Source organism: Ornithinibacillus salinisoli (assembly GCF_042684965.1).
Lineage (GTDB): Bacteria > Bacillota > Bacilli > Bacillales > Amphibacillaceae > Ornithinibacillus > Ornithinibacillus salinisoli.
The window spans coordinates 1-16,029 of sequence record NZ_JBHUMI010000040.1 but is presented as its reverse complement, the minus strand read 5'-3'; the positions used below and the strand labels follow the sequence as shown (position 1 = coordinate 16,029).

Below are 16,029 nucleotides of genomic sequence, written 5' to 3'. Positions count from 1 at the left end.
TTGAGTTAAACTTGGTTAAGTACTTCAATCGTAGCATAGTCAATGGGACTTTTTGTGTTTGAATATATTATTTCAAACACCAGGAAATTATAAAATTTAATGCCTGTGGATACTTCTTGGCAGGAACAGCCACGTCCAGCTCCAGCGCTCAGCGACTAGCGCAACTTCCCTCACCTTCGTACGATAAGTCAACATCGGCTTCCTTCGGGCGCCGTGTTTCCTTTATCTCCTACGGCTCAGTCCAGTTCGTACGTCGCTAAACGGGCGCTTGCGCTTTTGTTCTTTGGTTGTTTTCTAAAGGGTAAGGCGGAATGGAGTACACAATGCTTTTATATCGCAATTTTGTATGGACTAAGGTTATATATAACTTGATCGAGGAGGAACTGTGATATGCGATATGTAATATTATTTTTGTCTTGTATATTAGTTATTGCTTGCTCCAATCAAAGGGAAGAGGAATTGGATTATGACGAGCCGTCAGAGGAGGCAAGTAAACAGAATGCGGAACTGTATGAAGAAGTAGCATCAAACTTAAACGAGCCATGGGAAATTGTATACCATAACGAAGTATTTTACATTAGTGAACGTGATGGCTATATTGTGTCGATTAAAGATGGTTCGCAAATTAGAAAACCTGTTCACTTGAAAAAAGATTTATCTAATCAATCGGAAGCGGGTTTATTAGGAATTGCGTTTCCATCTGATTTTACGGATATCGCTTATGCTTATTATTCTTATCAGGAGGAAAGTGATTTTTTTCAAAGAGTGGTGGAAATAAAAGATCAAGGAGATTATTGGGAAGAGACGGAAGTTCTTTTAGATAAGATTCCAGGTGGAAACTATCACCAAGGTGGCAGAATTGAAATTGGACCAGATGAAAAGTTATATATTACTACTGGTGACGCTACAATTCCTGAGTTAGCACAGGACCTTGAAAGTCTTGCAGGAAAAATTTTGCGCATGAATGTAGATGGTACGGTTCCAACAGATAATCCTTTCGACGATTCCTATGTCTATTCTTTTGGACATCGGAATCCACAAGGGCTAGCATGGGTTGGTGATCAATTATATGCAACAGAACATGGGTCAAGTGCCCATGATGAATTAAATAAAATAGAAAGAGGACATAATTATGGTTGGCCTATTATTCAGGGAGATGAAAATCAAGAAGGTATGGAAACGCCACTAATTCATTCAGGAAACGAGACATGGGCACCATCTGGAATGACTTATTATAATGAGAATCTCTATTTTGCTTCACTAAGAGGGGAAGGGCTACGAAAAGCTAACCTTGATACATTAGAAGTTAGTTTGGTCGTTTCCGATGTTGGTCGTATTCGTGATGTTTTAGCAAACGAAAATGGAATATATTTTATCACAAATAATACAGACGGACGTGGTAATCCAATAGAAGGAGACGATAGGCTATACTATATAGCCGCAAACAAATTAGATTAATAAGCCAATGCTAAGGGAAATTTAGAAATTCTAAGTAACCCTTAGCTTTTTTAGTTATGTCTGAATGTATTCAGGGAAAGATAAAGTGTAATTATTGGTATTTCATAAAACTAGTTGCCTAACTTGTATATACAAGATATAATGTTCAAGCGACATGTATATACAAGTTCAATTGCAATAGAAGGAGGTATTTTTGATTGAATAACGAAAATGAAGTATTAATATATGCTCCAATAAGCGGGAATATTGTTCAGCTAGAAGAAGTTCCAGATCCGACTTTTTCCCAAAAGATGATGGGAGATGGAATCGCCATTGAACCTACGGACGGAAAGGTAGTCGCACCATTTGATGGCGAGGTTGTGCAAATTTTTCCTACAAAGCATGCCATTGGTTTAGTAAGTGATTCTGGTATTGAAGTTTTAATTCATATTGGTTTGGAAACGGTTGCCTTAAAAGGTGAGGGCTTTGAAACACATGTCCGGCAAGGAGATAAGGTGAAAGCTGGAGAACCATTAGTAACATTTGATTTGGAATTTATTAAGGAAAAGGCTAAAAGTCTTGTCACGCCAATTGTCATTACAAATGGTGATCAATTTGAAGGATTGGAAAAAACAGAAGAGAAAGATGTTGTTGCATTAGACTCGGTACTTTTAGGAACGACAGTAAAAGGGCAAAAAGACTCAAAAAATAGTGATCAAATGAAAACGCCAACAAGTGGCATGCAATATAGTCAAGAGGCATTAGATATTGTAGCTGCTGTTGGAGGCGTCGATAATATAAATGCAGCGACTCATTGTGTGACACGTCTACGTTTTGCACTTGAGGATGAAAGTAAAGTAAATGAAGAAGCATTGGAAGAAATGCATCTAGTAAAAGGTTCTTTTTCAGCAAATGGCCAGTATCAAATTGTAATTGGTCAAGGAACAGTTGATAAGGTATATAAGGCCATGGTAAATGAGACTGGTATTCAAGAAGCGACGAAGGAGGATGTAAAAGCTGCCGGCGGGAAAAACCAGAACCCAATACAGCGTGCAATTAAAGTGCTAGCTGATATTTTTATTCCTATATTACCTGCCATTGTAACAGCCGGTTTGTTAATGGGGATTAATAATATTTTAGCGAACCCAGGTATATTTGGTAGAGAATCACCCGCATTAATTGAAACGTATCCACAGTGGGCTGGTATTGCAGATATGATTAATATTATTGCAAATACCGCATTTACTTTCTTGCCAGCATTAATAGGGTGGTCAGCTGTTAAGCGATTTGGGGGACATGAACTATTAGGTGTTGTACTTGGATTAATTTTAGTACATCCTGATTTGATGAATGCTTGGGGTTATGGCTCTGCATTAACAGAAGGTGACATTCCAACTTGGGATTTATTCGGTTTTGAGGTGGAAAAAGTCGGATATCAAGGCCAGGTGCTACCAGTATTATTTGCATCATGGGTACTTGCTAAGATCGAGATATTCCTTCGAAAACGTGTTATTGATTCCTTACAACTATTAGTAGTTGCTCCTGTCGCATTGTTAATAACTGGTTTTCTTGCATTTATTATTATTGGACCGATTACATTTACACTTGGTAATTGGATTACAGATGGATTAGTAGCAATCTTTGACACAGTACCAATTATCGGTGGACTTGTTTATGGCGCATTATATGCACCACTAGTTATTACAGGAATGCACCATACATTCCTAGCAGTAGATTTGCAATTATTAGGAAGTACGGAAACGACTTTCTTATGGCCAATCGTTGCTTTATCTAATATTGCACAAGGTGCGGCAGTATTTGCCATGATGCTGGCAGCTAAGGACGAAAATTTAAAAGGTCTTGCTGGGACATCCGGAATATCAGCTTGGCTAGGGATAACAGAACCAGCAATGTTTGGTGTAAACCTACGTTATCGATACCCGTTCTTTGCAGCAATCATTGGTACAGCTATTGCAGGTGCGTTTATAACACTACAAAATGTAAAAGCAAATTCCATTGGCGTAGGAGGTATTCCAGCACCGTTATCTATCGTTGCCTCGGATTGGATCTCATTCTTAATCGGAATGGCAATTGTTATCGTTGTACCATTCATCGTTACGTACCTTATTGCAAAACGAACATTAGATTAACCAATTAACGAAGTAGGAGTGAAACACGTAATGAACGAAGCATGGTGGAAAAAGGCAACTGTATATCAGATTTATCCGAAAAGCTTTCATGATACAACGGGTAATGGTATTGGTGATATACAGGGGATTATTCAAAAGCTAGACTATCTAAAAAAACTAGGTATCGACGTTATTTGGTTAACACCTGTTTATCAATCACCACAAAAAGATAACGGTTATGATATTAGTGATTATTATGCCATTGAACCAACCTATGGAACAATGGAAGATTTTCAGCGATTATTGGATGAAACCCATGCACGTGGGATGAAGTTAATTATGGATTTAGTTATTAATCATACGTCAACGGAACACGAATGGTTTAAACAGTCTGCATCTTCCAAGACGAATGCTTATCGAGATTTCTATATTTGGAAAGATCCGGTGGATGATTCTGAACCAACCAATTGGGAATCAAAATTCGGCGGAAATGCTTGGCAGTATGACGAAAAAACAGGTCAATACTACTTACACTTATTCGATGTTACCCAAGCCGATTTAAATTGGGAAAACAAAGCAGTAAGAGAAAAATTAGTAGAGATGATTCAGTTTTGGGCGGAAAAAGGGATAGATGGGTTTCGGTTGGATGTCATCAATCTTATTTCAAAAGATCAGCATTTTCCAAATGACGAAACAGGTGACGGTAGAAAATTCTATACCGATGGACCACGCGTTCATGAATACTTACATGAAATTAACCAAGCTGTCTTCTCCCCATATAACATGATGACGGTTGGGGAGATGTCATCTACAACACTAGAAAATTGTGTCCTTTACACAAATCCAGAACGTAAAGAATTAGATATGACATTTCAATTTCATCATTTGAAAGTAGACTATCCAAATGGGGAAAAATGGACAAAGGCTCCATTTGATTTCATTAAATTAAAAAAGATACTTTCTCATTGGCAGGTTGGTATGCACGTAGGTGGTGGTTGGAATGCACTATTCTGGTGTAACCATGATCAGCCACGAGTGGTATCACGTTTTGGAGATGAGGGCGAGTACTATAAAGAATCTGCAAAAATGCTTGCTACAACCATCCATATGATGCAAGGAACACCATATATTTATCAAGGGGAAGAAATTGGCATGACAAACCCTAATTTTACATCTCTTGATCAATATCGTGATGTCGAATCCATCAATGCTTATGAAAATTTAAAGGGAAAAGGGAAGTCTGATGAAGAAATAATTGCAATCTTACAGCAAAAATCTCGAGATAATGCACGAACACCAATGCAATGGTCAGACGAAGCAAATGCTGGTTTTACTACGGGAACCCCTTGGATAGCGCCAGCACCAAATTATCCAGATATAAATGTGGAGAAGGTATTACAAGAGCATAATTCTGTTTTTGAGCATTATCAAAAGTTAATTGAGCTACGTAAAAAGTATGATATTATTACGTATGGGGACTATCAATTATTAATTGCTGATGATCCTCAAATCTTTGCTTATACACGAAATTGGCATAACGAAACACTAATTGTGATTAACAACTTTTATGCAGATGAAGTTACATTAAATTTGAATGTAGAAGGATCAGAGAATGGTCAATTACTATTAGCAAACTATCCAGATTCACCAAAGAAGCTAAGAGAAATGATACTAAGGCCATATGAGTCAGTCGTGTATTATGTAAAAAAATAGAGGTTTTAGGAAATGCACAAGAAATACTTATCCATTTATGATGACTTAGTAAATAAAATACATGCCAACGTATTTCCAGTAAATACATTGCTTCCATCGGAAAACGAATTAACAAGCAGTTACCAGACATCCCGCGAAACGATTCGGAAGGCTTTGAACTTACTTTCCCAAAATGGCTATATTCAAAAAATCCGCGGGAAAGGCTCCGTTGTACTAGATGTTCATAAATTCTCTTTTCCTGTATCTGGCATTGTTAGTTATAAAGAGTTAGCTAATCAATTAAACCTATCGACGAAAACGATCGTCCAGGATTTAGGATACGTAAAAAATGACCATGAAGTCGTGCAGGAAATTGCGAATACCGATGAACGTGTATGGAAGGTTATCCGAATTAGAGAAATATCTGGTGAAAGAATTATATTGGATAAAGATTATTTTAATGAAAAATATATTCCCATACTTTCAAAGGAAATTTGTGAGGATTCGATCTATCAGTATATTGAAGATGAATTAGGATTGACAATTGGTTTTGCGCAAAAAGAAATTACTGTTGAAGAACCTACAGAAGAGGATCGAGAACGATTAGACCTTGAAGGATATGCGAATATTGTGGTTATAAGAAGTCATGTATATTTAGATGATACAAGTTTATTTCAATACACCGAGTCTAGGCATCGACCAGATAAATTTCGTTTTGTTGATTTTGCAAGAAGAGTTAATACTTAATTCGAACTTGTAATGTTGGGGGAATCATGATGACTCGTTTTGTCAAACGACTCGGATTTTTATTTAAACTTCGAAAATCAATTCCATTTTTTAAGGATTTCTTTTTGTCGAGGGAAGTAAGTCTATTTAAAAAGATGTTTTTCTTTTTCTTTATTTTAGGGTATGTCTTATTTCCATTTGACCTTATTCCTGATTTTTTATTAGGACTGGGGTTGTTAGATGATATTACAATTGCAATCCTCTTCCTACAATTAATGGTGAAGAACGCTCCAAAATCTTTAAAAGACAAGCATGACCTATAGATAAACAAAAATCTAGGGATTTAATCCCTAGATTTTTTATCTTCTTTATTATCCGGAATATACTTTGTATAATACGCTGCAAAAATCAAGCAAATTAAGGTTAACGCCCAGGTTACAGCCCCTGTCCATTGCAGGTCAATACGCAAACCAATGATTAAAATAACTGCACTTAATAGTAAAAAAACAAACGTTAAATATCGTTTCACATTATACACCTCAAAGGTACAAATTAACATATCTTACTTTATTTATAACACAAAGCAATTACGTTATGAAGCGTAAACCCAATTAGTTACCAGCAACATCTCTTTTCGTGAAAAACACCCAAGTTACTACCATGAAAATAACATAGTAAACGAGTAATACGGTAATGGAAAAGCCCATTGTCATACCTTCGACCCACGGGGAGCTCCCATCTGCATATCGCTTTAAATCTGTATTGGCGAAAAGAATATATTTCGCCCAGTCACGGTCACTAAAAAAGCCAACGATTGAATTTCCTGCCATCATTAAGAATATAGCGACACCAATTGCGAGCGTGCTGTTACGGAAAGCAGCCGAAATCATAAAGGCAAAAGTAGCCATCATTACTAAATTCACAAGGCTATACCCATACCCAGAGAAAATCTCGTTAATGATTGATATTTGAGCCCAAGCACCATCCTGTTGCATCACCAAATGCGGATTTATTCCTTCGAATCCAAAAAAGATAGATCCGATAATTAAGGAAAAAACAAATACGAAAAGTAATGTGAACAAGGCAAATAGTAATACGGAAATATATTTTGAAAGTAATATCAAATGTCTTGAAATTGGTCGTATAAGCAACAGCTTAATTGTTCCCCAACGAAATTCACTTGCTACAATACCTGCGGCGATTATTATCGTCAGTAAGCTAACTACGGATAACATTGCTCTATTGTCCATGATGAATCGCCATGCTCCATACTGTAAAGGTTGAATATCATTTTCTAAATAGTAATTGTTTTTATCAACCGTTTCCAAGTTATAACCAATAATGGATTCAGAAAACTCATCACCTTTAATTTCATCATTTTCTTTCAAAAGTGTCTCATTTTCATTTTGCAATTCTTCACGCCAATTATCTTCAGAATATTTGTCTGTCTCATCAAATGTATTTGTTAATGCAGCAAATCCAATAACAAGGATAGCTAAAATGATGTACATTGCCCAAGTTGATTTTCGAATATATATTTTTATTTGTTCGTTTATAAGCAATTTCATAAATCTAACCAATGACATTCTCTCCAATCAAATCAAAGAATTTATCTTCTAATGTTACTTTTGATATTCCAACTTGGAAGACGTTAATTTCTTCGGCAACAAGCAGACGAATTAATTCTGGAATATCTGCTTTATTGTACTGGAATGACAGAGAATCTTCCTCAACGTCTACATCAATTTCATACTTCTCTTTTAGAAGATTCTTCGCCTTATCAATTGGAGAGACTTCCATTTGAACTTGACTTAGATTTTCTTGTGCTGCTTCTTGTTGATCATTGACAGACTGAATAGCTATCATTTCACCGTTTTTGATGATGCCAATACGATCACAAACCTGTTCGATTTCGGCTAATAAATGGCTAGAGATAATAACGGCTACTTGTTGTTCTCTAGCAATCTTACGTATATATTCACGGATTTCTCGTATCCCAGCTGGATCAAGTCCATTCGTAGGCTCATCTAGAATTAAAATAGAAGGATTATGTAGTAATGCTTGAGCAATTCCTAGTCGTTGCCGCATTCCTAATGAATACCTACCTACTTTTTCTTTGATTACTTTTTCTAACCCTACAAGGGAGATTACTTCTTGGATTCGTTCTTTTGAAATTCCCGGGATCATGCGGGCATAGTGCTTCAAGTTTTGCCAACCAGACATAAAAGGATACATTTCAGGATTTTCAACGATTGCTCCAACTTCCCGTACTGCTTCCTTATAATTGGTTGTAATACTTTTTCCTAAGATCCTTACATCTCCATCCGTAAGTCGCATTAAACCAACCATCATTCGGATTGTAGTTGTTTTACCTGCGCCATTTGGACCAATAAAACCAAATACTTCTCCTTTGTGTATGGAAAAGGATAGTCCTTTAATAATTTCTTTTTTTCCTATCGTTTTTTTTACATCTATTAGTTCCATTGCTACATCAGACATTACGTTATCCTCCAAAAATTAATTATTCTTCAATCAACGTTTTCGGTTTTCTAACAAGACACATGATACCCGCAATTAAGTATAGAATCCCTGCAAATATACCTGCGCCAACTGTAATTACAGCAAATATAACGGATGTTACAATAAAGATGATACCAGCAATCTTAGGGTTCTTGTTGCCTTTAAGTAGGAACATTGCGATAATACCTAAGACAATAGCGATTAATGAGGAAACAAGCAGATATACTCCTCCAGTTCCCATTGTTGCTATCATATCATTGAGAGAAACCCCTAAATCTTCTGGACTTTCATTTAACATATCTTGTACAAGGTCAGGATTATTTTTCAACCATAAAAATAAACCTCCGAAAAATGCTAGAATTCCATATAAAAATGCACCAATAATACCTAAAATTACTTCTCCTGTTCTTTTCATAAAAAGCACCTCCATAAAATTGTCTTACCTGTAGTACGGAAACTAATAATAAAATGTTTCATATTAAATATAACATTGTATTTACTTTTATTAACAGATTTAAAACGTTATAATAAAGAAAACGAATATTCTAATAATGGGGTGAGTTTGTGCGTGAAGTTGTAATTATTGAGGGATGTCGCACGGCAGTCGGAAGAAGAAAAGGAAGTTTTACTCATTATCGTGCCGATGAGTTAGCTGCAGTGGTATTAGAACAACTAGTCAATCGTTCAAGAATAAAGAAAGAAGATGTAGAGGACGTTATTTTTGGTTGTGTGACTCAAGTAAATGAGCAAGGAGGGAACATCGCAAGAACAGCAGCACTGACTGCGGGATTTCCTACAGCGGTACCAGGAGTTACGATTGATCGCCAATGTGGTTCGAGCCAGCAAGCGATACATTTTGCTGCACAAGCGATTGCTTCAGGTGATATGGATGTTGTTATTGCAGGTGGCGTAGAGAGTATGACGCGTTCGCCAATGTTCTCCAATATGGGGAACACGTTGCCGAGCAAAAAACTGATGGAGCGATATGAGATTGTAAACCAAGGGATATCTGCAGAAAAAATTGCTGATCAATGGAATTTTACGAGAGAACAATTGGATGCGTTTTCATTAGCTAGTCATAAAAAAGCCTTGAAAGCTATTAAACTAGGAAACTTTGAACAAGAGATTGTTCCCATTGAGGTAGTGGACGAAACGGGCTCTAAGCGTACCGTAAAGGTAGATGAGGGTCCACGGGAATCCACCTCTAAGGAAGCCTTGGCAGAATTGAATCCTGTTTTTCAGGAGGAGGGGAAAATTACTGCTGGAAACGCAAGCCAGATGAGTGATGGTGCGAGTGCAGTATTAATTATGTCCGGAGAAAAAGCAGAAGAACTAGGGTTGAAGCCAAAGGCTAGAATCATTGCTAGAGCAGTAGTGGGATCTGATCCAACACTGATGTTAACTGGACCAATTGAAGCAACTAAACGCGTATTGGAAAAGGCTAACCTCTCCATTTCCGACATCGATCGATATGAGGTCAATGAGGCTTTTGCGCCTGTTCCTTTAGCATGGCTTCATGACATAGGTGCAGACCCAGAAAAACTCAATGTTAATGGTGGGGCAATCGCCCTTGGCCATCCTTTGGGTGCAACAGGTACTAAGCTTATGACTTCATTAATTCATGAGCTAGAACGTATCGATGGAAGATATGGATTACTAGCTATATGTGAAGGGATGGGGATGGCCAACGCAACAATTATAGAACGAATCCAATAGGGAGGGATACAAGTGGAGTCAAATGATGTCAAAGCGATAGTTACTGGTGGGGCTTCCGGATTAGGTGAAGCAACTGTTCGAAAACTAATAGATGGTGGTGGAATGGTAGCAATAGTCGATCGGAACGAAACGAGAGCCAAACAGTTGCTAACCGACTTAGGAGAATCGGACCGGGTTTTCTTTGTTCAGGCGGATGTTACAAATGCTATGCAGGTAGAGGAGATGGCGCGGAAAGTATATGAACGATTTGGCTCGATCAATGTATTAATTAATTGTGCAGGTATTGCGACACCAGGAAAAGTACTAAGTCATAAAGGGACGATGGATTTAGCTGCGTTTGAACGAGTTATTCAAGTTAATTTAATCGGAACCTTTAATGTTCTCCGTGTTGTGTCTTCTTTTATGAAGGAGAATACAACGAATGGACAGGAAGAAAGAGGAGTAATTATTAACACTTCCTCTGTTGCTGCATACGAGGGGCAAATTGGTCAGGCTGCATATAGTGCATCCAAAGGTGCTGTAGCAAGTATGACATTACCTATTGCCCGTGAATTTGCATCGATCGGAGTTAGAGTAATGGCAATTGCCCCCGGATTATTTGAAACGCCGATGTTTGACACACTGCCTGAAGCAGCGAAAAATCACCTGGGTAGTTCAGTTCCATTCCCAAATCGATTAGGTTACCCATCAGAATATGCAACTTTGGTTGAAAGTATTTTGCACAATCCAATGTTAAATGGAGAAGTGATTCGTCTGGATGGGGCTATTCGCATGCAACCTAAATAAGGAGAGATCTTATGGGGAAATACCGTTTGGAAACAGAAGAACATGAACTGTTTCGAAAAACACTTCGGAAGTTTTTGCAACAGGAGGTAGAACCATTCTATGACAAATGGGAAGAAGAACGATTAATACCGAAGGAGCTATGGAAAAAGCTAGGGGAGATGGGATTTTTATGTCCTCAAGTAAAAGAAAAATATGGGGGTCTTGACCTGGATTTTAGTTTCTCTGTAATTATATTGGAGGAACTCGAACGAATTGGTACTAGTTTAATTGGAATCGGACTACACTCCGATATTGTTGTTCCGTATATTTCATCATTCGGAAATGAAATGCAACGAAATAAATGGTTGCCAGGTTGTGTGACTGGAGACCATATAACAGCTATCGCAATGACAGAACCTGGTGCCGGTTCAGATTTAGCCAATATTAAGACAGCTGCAATTCGTGATGGTAACGAATATGTAGTAAACGGGCAAAAAACCTTTATCACGAATGGACTCCATGCCGATCTTGTACTAGTTGCCGTCAAAACGGAACCGAGTGCAAGACACAACGGAATAAGTCTACTAGTAATTGAAGATGGTATGCCAGGGTTTTCTCGTGGTAAAAAGCTAAATAAAGTAGGGTTGCACGCGCAAGACACCGCAGAACTATATTTTGAAGATTGCCGCGTCCCTATAGAAAATAGAATTGGCGAAGAAGGAAAAGGATTTCACTATTTAATGGAACAATTACAGCAAGAAAGGTTGATTGTTGCTATTGGTGCTCAGGTAGCAGCAGAGGAAATGGTACAGATGACCATTGAATATGTAAAGTCACGACAAGCTTTTGGTAAACCGATTAGTACATTTCAAAATACGAAGTTTAAATTAGCGCAAATGGCTACTCAAGTGGAACTGGGGCATTCCTTTATAGAGGACTTAATCGAAGATCATATTGCAGGTAAAGAGATTGTTACAAAAGTTTCGATGGCAAAGTACTGGTTAACGGAAACGGCACGTGATATTGCCTCCGAATGTATGCAATTGCATGGTGGATACGGTTATATGGAAGACTATAAGATTGCAAGAAGGTACCGAGATATACCTGTATCTGCTATTTATGCAGGAACAAATGAAATAATGAAAACCATTATCGCAAAAAATATCGGCCTATAGGTATAAAATAAAAGACATACGACAAAATAACCGTTCAAATCACAAATTATCTCAAATTTAGTCATATTTTGTGTTATGATGATGACAACTAGAATAAAGGAGCGGCTATTTATGAAAAGGGGTATACTGTTATTTCTCTGTTTCATGAGCATGTTATTGGCATCTTGTTCATGGAACAATGGAAGTACACAGGGGGAATATGTAGTAAATAATCATAGCGAAAACCAGATCGAACCAAAAGATTCAAAGCACCCTCCAAAGTTAGTCCAAGAGATTACGTTTTCTGCTATTGGAGATATGTTAATCCATAGTCCAGTATATAATGATGCGAAGACGGCAGATGGTTATGATTTTACAGGAATGCTGGAACGAGTCAAACCATTTTTAGAAGACTCAACGATATCAATTGCGAATCAAGAAACAATGATAGGTGGGGAAGAAATAGGCTTATCATCCTACCCAACATTTAATAGCCCAACAGAGCTAGGTGATGCTTTAAAATGGGCAGGAATCAATGTTGTTTCTCTGGCTAATAATCACACGTTAGATCGTGGGGAAGAGGCTATTCAGCGAGCGATTAAGCATTGGGAAAAAATCGATATGATGTATACGGGTTCGTATAAAGATGAAGAAGATCGAGAGAATATAAGAGTTTTTGAAACAGAAGAAGGAATATCAGTAGCCTTCTTATCCTATACGTATGGAACGAATGGTATTCCTGTTCCAGTAGGGAAGGATTACTTGGTTAATTTAATTGACCGGGAGCTTATAGCAATGGAGATTGAGGAAGCGAAGGAGCTAGCAGATGTTGTTGCATTAAGTCTTCATTTTGGAAATGAATACGAACGAATGCCAAATGATGCACAGAAGGATCTTGTTCAATTTGTGGCTGATCAAGGTGTTCATATTGTTTTAGGTCATCATCCACATGTTTTACAACCCCTAGAGTGGGTTACGGGGGAAAGTGGAAACAAAACCCTTGTCGCTTACTCACTAGGTAACTTTTTATCTGGACAGGATGAATTCTATCGACAAATTGGAGGAATATTGAAATTTTCCATTACGAAGACTGTTGAAAATGGTGAAAAGCTCATTGATATACATACACCACAATTTGTGCCAACATATGTAAAATACGAAAACTGGAAAAATTTCGAGGTAATTCCAATGTATCAATTGACCGAAAGTGACCTTCTAAATGCGCAAAAACATTATGAAGATATGAAGGAACACATGTCACAGTGGATGCCTGAGTTGAAGTTTATAGAGGAATAATAAGAAGCTCATCTGAATGGATGAGCTTTCTGTTATTTTGTGATACGGTATTTTTTGTTTAGAATAAAAGATGTTAAGTAAAGAATTACTCCTATCCAGGCGAAAACAATGATAGGTACATGGAGCTTTGCACCGAATTCTGGCATGAAATAACTGATCAAGACGAATATTCCGATGTAAAAGGTACAAAAAAACCATAACTGCACAAATTCTACCCATTTTTTGGATTGTTTTTGGTTAAAGATTGATTTTTTTAGCCATCTTAAAAGAATTTGAATAAAAACATAAAGTGCACATAAATCTATTACGATTATTAAAATACCGGAACCTAGAGAAAAGCTAAATAAATCGGATCCTAAATCAAATACATGGTAGAAAACGAATCCCAAAATTCCATATGTTAGACTAAACATTGCTAAAAAATTAATCCCAAAATAAGTTAAAGCAATTGCTTTCTTAGAAGTTTTTTCTCCTGGAATTTCAGTTATAATATCATTGCAATATGCTTTAAAATCAGTACCGAAAATATCACTAGCTGATTTCCCTTCATTTTGCGCTTGAAGCAAGTGATCAAGTAATTCTAATAAAACCTCTTCTGTTTGTTGTTCCGATTTATCGGAATTCAATCGAATATAAACAAGCATATCCTCATAGATCTTATGGTTTTCTTCTGTTAATAACTCACGTTTTTCATTATTTAATTGGATAATCTCCTTTGAGTTCATATTATTTCCCTCCTTTTTCTATGATTTTTTCTACGGGTAGCTTAATGCTTTCCCAATGATGGATAAATTCTTGAAGTGCTTCATGACCTTTATCTGTTAGATGATAGTATTTTCTCTTCGGACCAGCTTCTGAATTTTTCATTGTTCCTTGAATTAATGCTTCTTTCTGCAGACGAAGTAAGATTGGATATATCGAACCTTCACTTACATCAGTTAGACCGAACTCCTGAAGTCGTACAGAGAGTTCATATCCATATGTCGGTTGTTGCTTGATAATCGATAATATACATCCTTCCAGAATACCTTTTAATAATTGGCTGCGTAATGAAATTTTTACCCACCTACCTTGTTATACAAGATACTTCCTGTAAATAAAGCTACCTTGCAATACAAAGTAGCTTTATCTATAGTATAAAACTTTTTCTATAAAATGCAAGTATTTTTTGGTAATATATTATATATTAGTGATTTTTATAAAGGAGCACAATTTAATGGAGTGGAAGAATATATATCGTGGAATGATGATGGGCGCTAGTGATGTTATACCTGGTGTTAGTGGTGGGACAATTGCGGTACTACTTGGAATTTATGATCGATTAATTGCGGCTATTAATGGATTAACGAGTAAGGACTGGAAGAAACAATTAGGTTTTTTAATTCCTTTAGGATTAGGGGTAGTCATAGCGATATTTTCACTGGCGAAGTTAATTGAGTGGCTATTTGAACATTATCCTGGTCCAATGCAATTTTTCTTTTTAGGTTTAATCATTGGAATTCTACCAAATCTAATTCAACAAGCGGATGCGAAGAATAAATTTACGTTAAAACATATTGTATTACTATCATTAGGAGCTATACTTGTAGGGGCTATGGGATTTCTTCAAGAAGCAGATGAAACAGTTATAGAAACAATTACGTTGTCTACATATATCCTATTGTTTTTTTCCGGTTTTATCGCTAGTGCAGCAATGGTTTTACCTGGGATTAGTGGCTCATTTATTTTAATGGTTATTGGTGTTTACTATCCAATTATGGGTGCAATAAGTAATTTGCAATTGGATGTGATTGCAGTTGTAGGAGTAGGAATTGTTATTGGTATAGTAGCAATGAGCAAAATTATTAATTATTTTTTAAAAAATTTCCATACAGGGACCTTTTCTATCATCATTGGTTTGGTAATTGGTTCAATTTTTGTAGTGTTTCCAGGTTGGCCGACAACAGCTGGACTAGTAGGAGCAAGTGTTGTGACGTTTGCTACAGGACTAGGTGTAGCATATATTTTGGGAAGAGTAGAATATAAGGAATAAGCAAACTATAAGACAAAGCTATCTACAATCGATACAATAGGTTTAAAGGTAAATAAGGGGTGTAAATTAATGGAACATATACAAACAGAAGAAAAATTCAATGAAATTATAGAAAGTGAAGAACCAGTAATCGTTAAGTTTTATGCGGATTGGTGCCCGGATTGTAAACGAATGGACATGTTTATTGACGGTATTTTAGAAGAATTTAATAATTATAACTGGTATGATGTAAATAGTGATGAAATAGAAGGAATTGCTCAGAAATATGAGGTTATGGGAATTCCTAGTATATTGATCTTCCAAAATGGGGAGAAAAAAGCTCATCAACATAGTGCATATACGAAAACTCCAGAGTCCGTTACTGAATTTTTACATCAGCAATTAGGATAATATAACAAGGAAAATCACTCTTCTTCTTAGGAGAGTGATTTTTTGGGCTCTATAATATTTGTTGGGGTTCAGATAAAATTCTGAAAAAAAATACACGCAAGCCCAAACATTCTTTATACTTGAATTGACTAGAAACAAGAAAAAAGAATGGGGATGCGTGTACTATGGATTT

General features: G+C 36.7%; 17 protein-coding genes. 11 read left to right on the top strand and 6 right to left on the bottom strand.

Going from position 1 to position 16,029, the window contains the following annotated elements; translation table 11 throughout:
- Window positions 1–390 precede the first annotated feature (390 nt).
- The 5 genes from ACFSTA_RS18940 (at window position 391) to ACFSTA_RS18920 (ending at window position 6,307) form a co-directional block, all read left to right on the top strand.
- Window positions 391–1,458 carry a PQQ-dependent sugar dehydrogenase gene (locus ACFSTA_RS18940; protein ID WP_377558402.1) on the top strand — a complete coding sequence of 356 codons (1,068 nt, stop codon included), beginning with the start codon at window positions 391–393 and terminating at the stop codon, window positions 1,456–1,458.
- A gap of 197 nt (window positions 1,459–1,655) precedes the next feature.
- The gene (treP, locus tag ACFSTA_RS18935; RefSeq protein ID WP_377558401.1) at window positions 1,656–3,587 is read left to right on the top strand and encodes a PTS system trehalose-specific EIIBC component; all 1,932 of its coding nucleotides are present in this window, start codon (window positions 1,656–1,658) and stop codon (window positions 3,585–3,587) included.
- Window positions 3,588–3,617: 30 nt separating this feature from the next.
- Window positions 3,618–5,279: an alpha,alpha-phosphotrehalase gene (gene treC, locus ACFSTA_RS18930; RefSeq protein ID WP_377558400.1), complete on the top strand. Its 1,662-nt coding sequence runs from the start codon at window positions 3,618–3,620 to the stop codon at window positions 5,277–5,279.
- A gap of 12 nt (window positions 5,280–5,291) precedes the next feature.
- On the top strand, window positions 5,292–6,005 hold the full coding sequence (treR, locus tag ACFSTA_RS18925; protein ID WP_377558399.1) for a trehalose operon repressor: 714 nt from the start codon (window positions 5,292–5,294) through the stop codon (window positions 6,003–6,005).
- A gap of 29 nt (window positions 6,006–6,034) precedes the next feature.
- Window positions 6,035–6,307: a DUF1232 domain-containing protein gene (locus ACFSTA_RS18920; RefSeq protein ID WP_377558398.1), complete on the top strand. Its 273-nt coding sequence runs from the start codon at window positions 6,035–6,037 to the stop codon at window positions 6,305–6,307.
- Between the two features lie 20 nt (window positions 6,308–6,327).
- Here ACFSTA_RS18920 and ACFSTA_RS18915 read toward each other — a convergent pair whose 3' ends face one another.
- The 4 genes from ACFSTA_RS18915 to ACFSTA_RS18900 form a co-directional block, all read right to left on the bottom strand.
- Window positions 6,328–6,513, bottom strand: coding sequence for a hypothetical protein (locus tag ACFSTA_RS18915; RefSeq protein WP_377558397.1), 186 nt, complete (start codon window positions 6,511–6,513; stop codon window positions 6,328–6,330).
- A gap of 82 nt (window positions 6,514–6,595) precedes the next feature.
- Window positions 6,596–7,570 (bottom strand): ABC transporter permease, encoded by a 975-nt coding sequence (locus tag ACFSTA_RS18910; protein ID WP_377558396.1) that lies wholly within the window; start codon window positions 7,568–7,570, stop codon window positions 6,596–6,598.
- The gene (locus ACFSTA_RS18905; protein WP_377558395.1) at window positions 7,557–8,483 is read right to left on the bottom strand and encodes an ABC transporter ATP-binding protein; all 927 of its coding nucleotides are present in this window, start codon (window positions 8,481–8,483) and stop codon (window positions 7,557–7,559) included. The genes ACFSTA_RS18910 and ACFSTA_RS18905 overlap by 14 nt, the downstream gene beginning before the upstream one ends.
- Before the next feature lie 22 nt (window positions 8,484–8,505).
- Window positions 8,506–8,919 (bottom strand): DUF4064 domain-containing protein, encoded by a 414-nt coding sequence (locus ACFSTA_RS18900; protein ID WP_377558394.1) that lies wholly within the window; start codon window positions 8,917–8,919, stop codon window positions 8,506–8,508.
- Between the two features lie 149 nt (window positions 8,920–9,068).
- Between ACFSTA_RS18900 and ACFSTA_RS18895 the strand changes: the two genes are divergently transcribed.
- The 4 genes from ACFSTA_RS18895 (at window position 9,069) to ACFSTA_RS18880 (ending at window position 13,435) form a co-directional block, all read left to right on the top strand.
- The gene (locus ACFSTA_RS18895; protein ID WP_377558393.1) at window positions 9,069–10,220 is read left to right on the top strand and encodes a thiolase family protein; all 1,152 of its coding nucleotides are present in this window, start codon (window positions 9,069–9,071) and stop codon (window positions 10,218–10,220) included.
- A 12-nt stretch (window positions 10,221–10,232) separates the two neighbouring features.
- Window positions 10,233–11,006: an SDR family NAD(P)-dependent oxidoreductase gene (locus ACFSTA_RS18890; protein ID WP_377558392.1), complete on the top strand. Its 774-nt coding sequence runs from the start codon at window positions 10,233–10,235 to the stop codon at window positions 11,004–11,006.
- 11 nt (window positions 11,007–11,017) lie between these two features.
- On the top strand, window positions 11,018–12,160 hold the full coding sequence (locus ACFSTA_RS18885) for an acyl-CoA dehydrogenase family protein (protein WP_377558391.1): 1,143 nt from the start codon (window positions 11,018–11,020) through the stop codon (window positions 12,158–12,160).
- Between the two features lie 111 nt (window positions 12,161–12,271).
- Entirely contained in the window at window positions 12,272–13,435 is a 1,164-nt protein-coding gene (locus tag ACFSTA_RS18880) for a CapA family protein (protein ID WP_377558390.1), read from the top strand.
- A 32-nt stretch (window positions 13,436–13,467) separates the two neighbouring features.
- Here the strand turns inward: ACFSTA_RS18880 and ACFSTA_RS18875 are convergent, their stop codons facing one another.
- Window positions 13,468–14,160 (bottom strand): DUF1129 family protein, encoded by a 693-nt coding sequence (locus ACFSTA_RS18875; protein ID WP_377558389.1) that lies wholly within the window; start codon window positions 14,158–14,160, stop codon window positions 13,468–13,470.
- Window position 14,161: 1 nt separating this feature from the next.
- Window positions 14,162–14,491 (bottom strand): PadR family transcriptional regulator, encoded by a 330-nt coding sequence (locus ACFSTA_RS18870; protein WP_377558403.1) that lies wholly within the window; start codon window positions 14,489–14,491, stop codon window positions 14,162–14,164.
- Between the two features lie 160 nt (window positions 14,492–14,651).
- Here ACFSTA_RS18870 and ACFSTA_RS18865 point away from each other — a divergent pair, with 160 nt between their 5' ends.
- The gene (locus tag ACFSTA_RS18865) at window positions 14,652–15,467 is read left to right on the top strand and encodes a DUF368 domain-containing protein (RefSeq protein WP_377558388.1); all 816 of its coding nucleotides are present in this window, start codon (window positions 14,652–14,654) and stop codon (window positions 15,465–15,467) included.
- 69 nt (window positions 15,468–15,536) lie between these two features.
- Complete coding sequence (locus ACFSTA_RS18860) at window positions 15,537–15,857, top strand: thioredoxin family protein (protein WP_377558387.1); 321 nt, start codon at window positions 15,537–15,539, stop codon at window positions 15,855–15,857.
- The last annotated feature ends 172 nt before the right edge of the window (window positions 15,858–16,029 follow it).

Coding starts and splice junctions, on each gene's coding strand:
- ACFSTA_RS18940 (WP_377558402.1), top strand. CDS start 391: ATGCGATATGTAATATTATTTTTGTCTTGTATATTAGTTATTGCTTGC.
- ACFSTA_RS18900 (WP_377558394.1), bottom strand. CDS start 8,919: ATGAAAAGAACAGGAGAAGTAATTTTAGGTATTATTGGTGCATTTTTA.
- ACFSTA_RS18865 (WP_377558388.1), top strand. CDS start 14,652: ATGGAGTGGAAGAATATATATCGTGGAATGATGATGGGCGCTAGTGAT.
- ACFSTA_RS18860 (WP_377558387.1), top strand. CDS start 15,537: ATGGAACATATACAAACAGAAGAAAAATTCAATGAAATTATAGAAAGT.
- ACFSTA_RS18905 (WP_377558395.1), bottom strand. CDS start 8,483: ATGTCTGATGTAGCAATGGAACTAATAGATGTAAAAAAAACGATAGGA.
- ACFSTA_RS18910 (WP_377558396.1), bottom strand. CDS start 7,570: ATGTCATTGGTTAGATTTATGAAATTGCTTATAAACGAACAAATAAAA.
- treC (WP_377558400.1), top strand. CDS start 3,618: ATGAACGAAGCATGGTGGAAAAAGGCAACTGTATATCAGATTTATCCG.
- ACFSTA_RS18920 (WP_377558398.1), top strand. CDS start 6,035: ATGACTCGTTTTGTCAAACGACTCGGATTTTTATTTAAACTTCGAAAA.
- ACFSTA_RS18885 (WP_377558391.1), top strand. CDS start 11,018: ATGGGGAAATACCGTTTGGAAACAGAAGAACATGAACTGTTTCGAAAA.
- ACFSTA_RS18880 (WP_377558390.1), top strand. CDS start 12,272: ATGAAAAGGGGTATACTGTTATTTCTCTGTTTCATGAGCATGTTATTG.
- ACFSTA_RS18875 (WP_377558389.1), bottom strand. CDS start 14,160: ATGAACTCAAAGGAGATTATCCAATTAAATAATGAAAAACGTGAGTTA.
- treR (WP_377558399.1), top strand. CDS start 5,292: ATGCACAAGAAATACTTATCCATTTATGATGACTTAGTAAATAAAATA.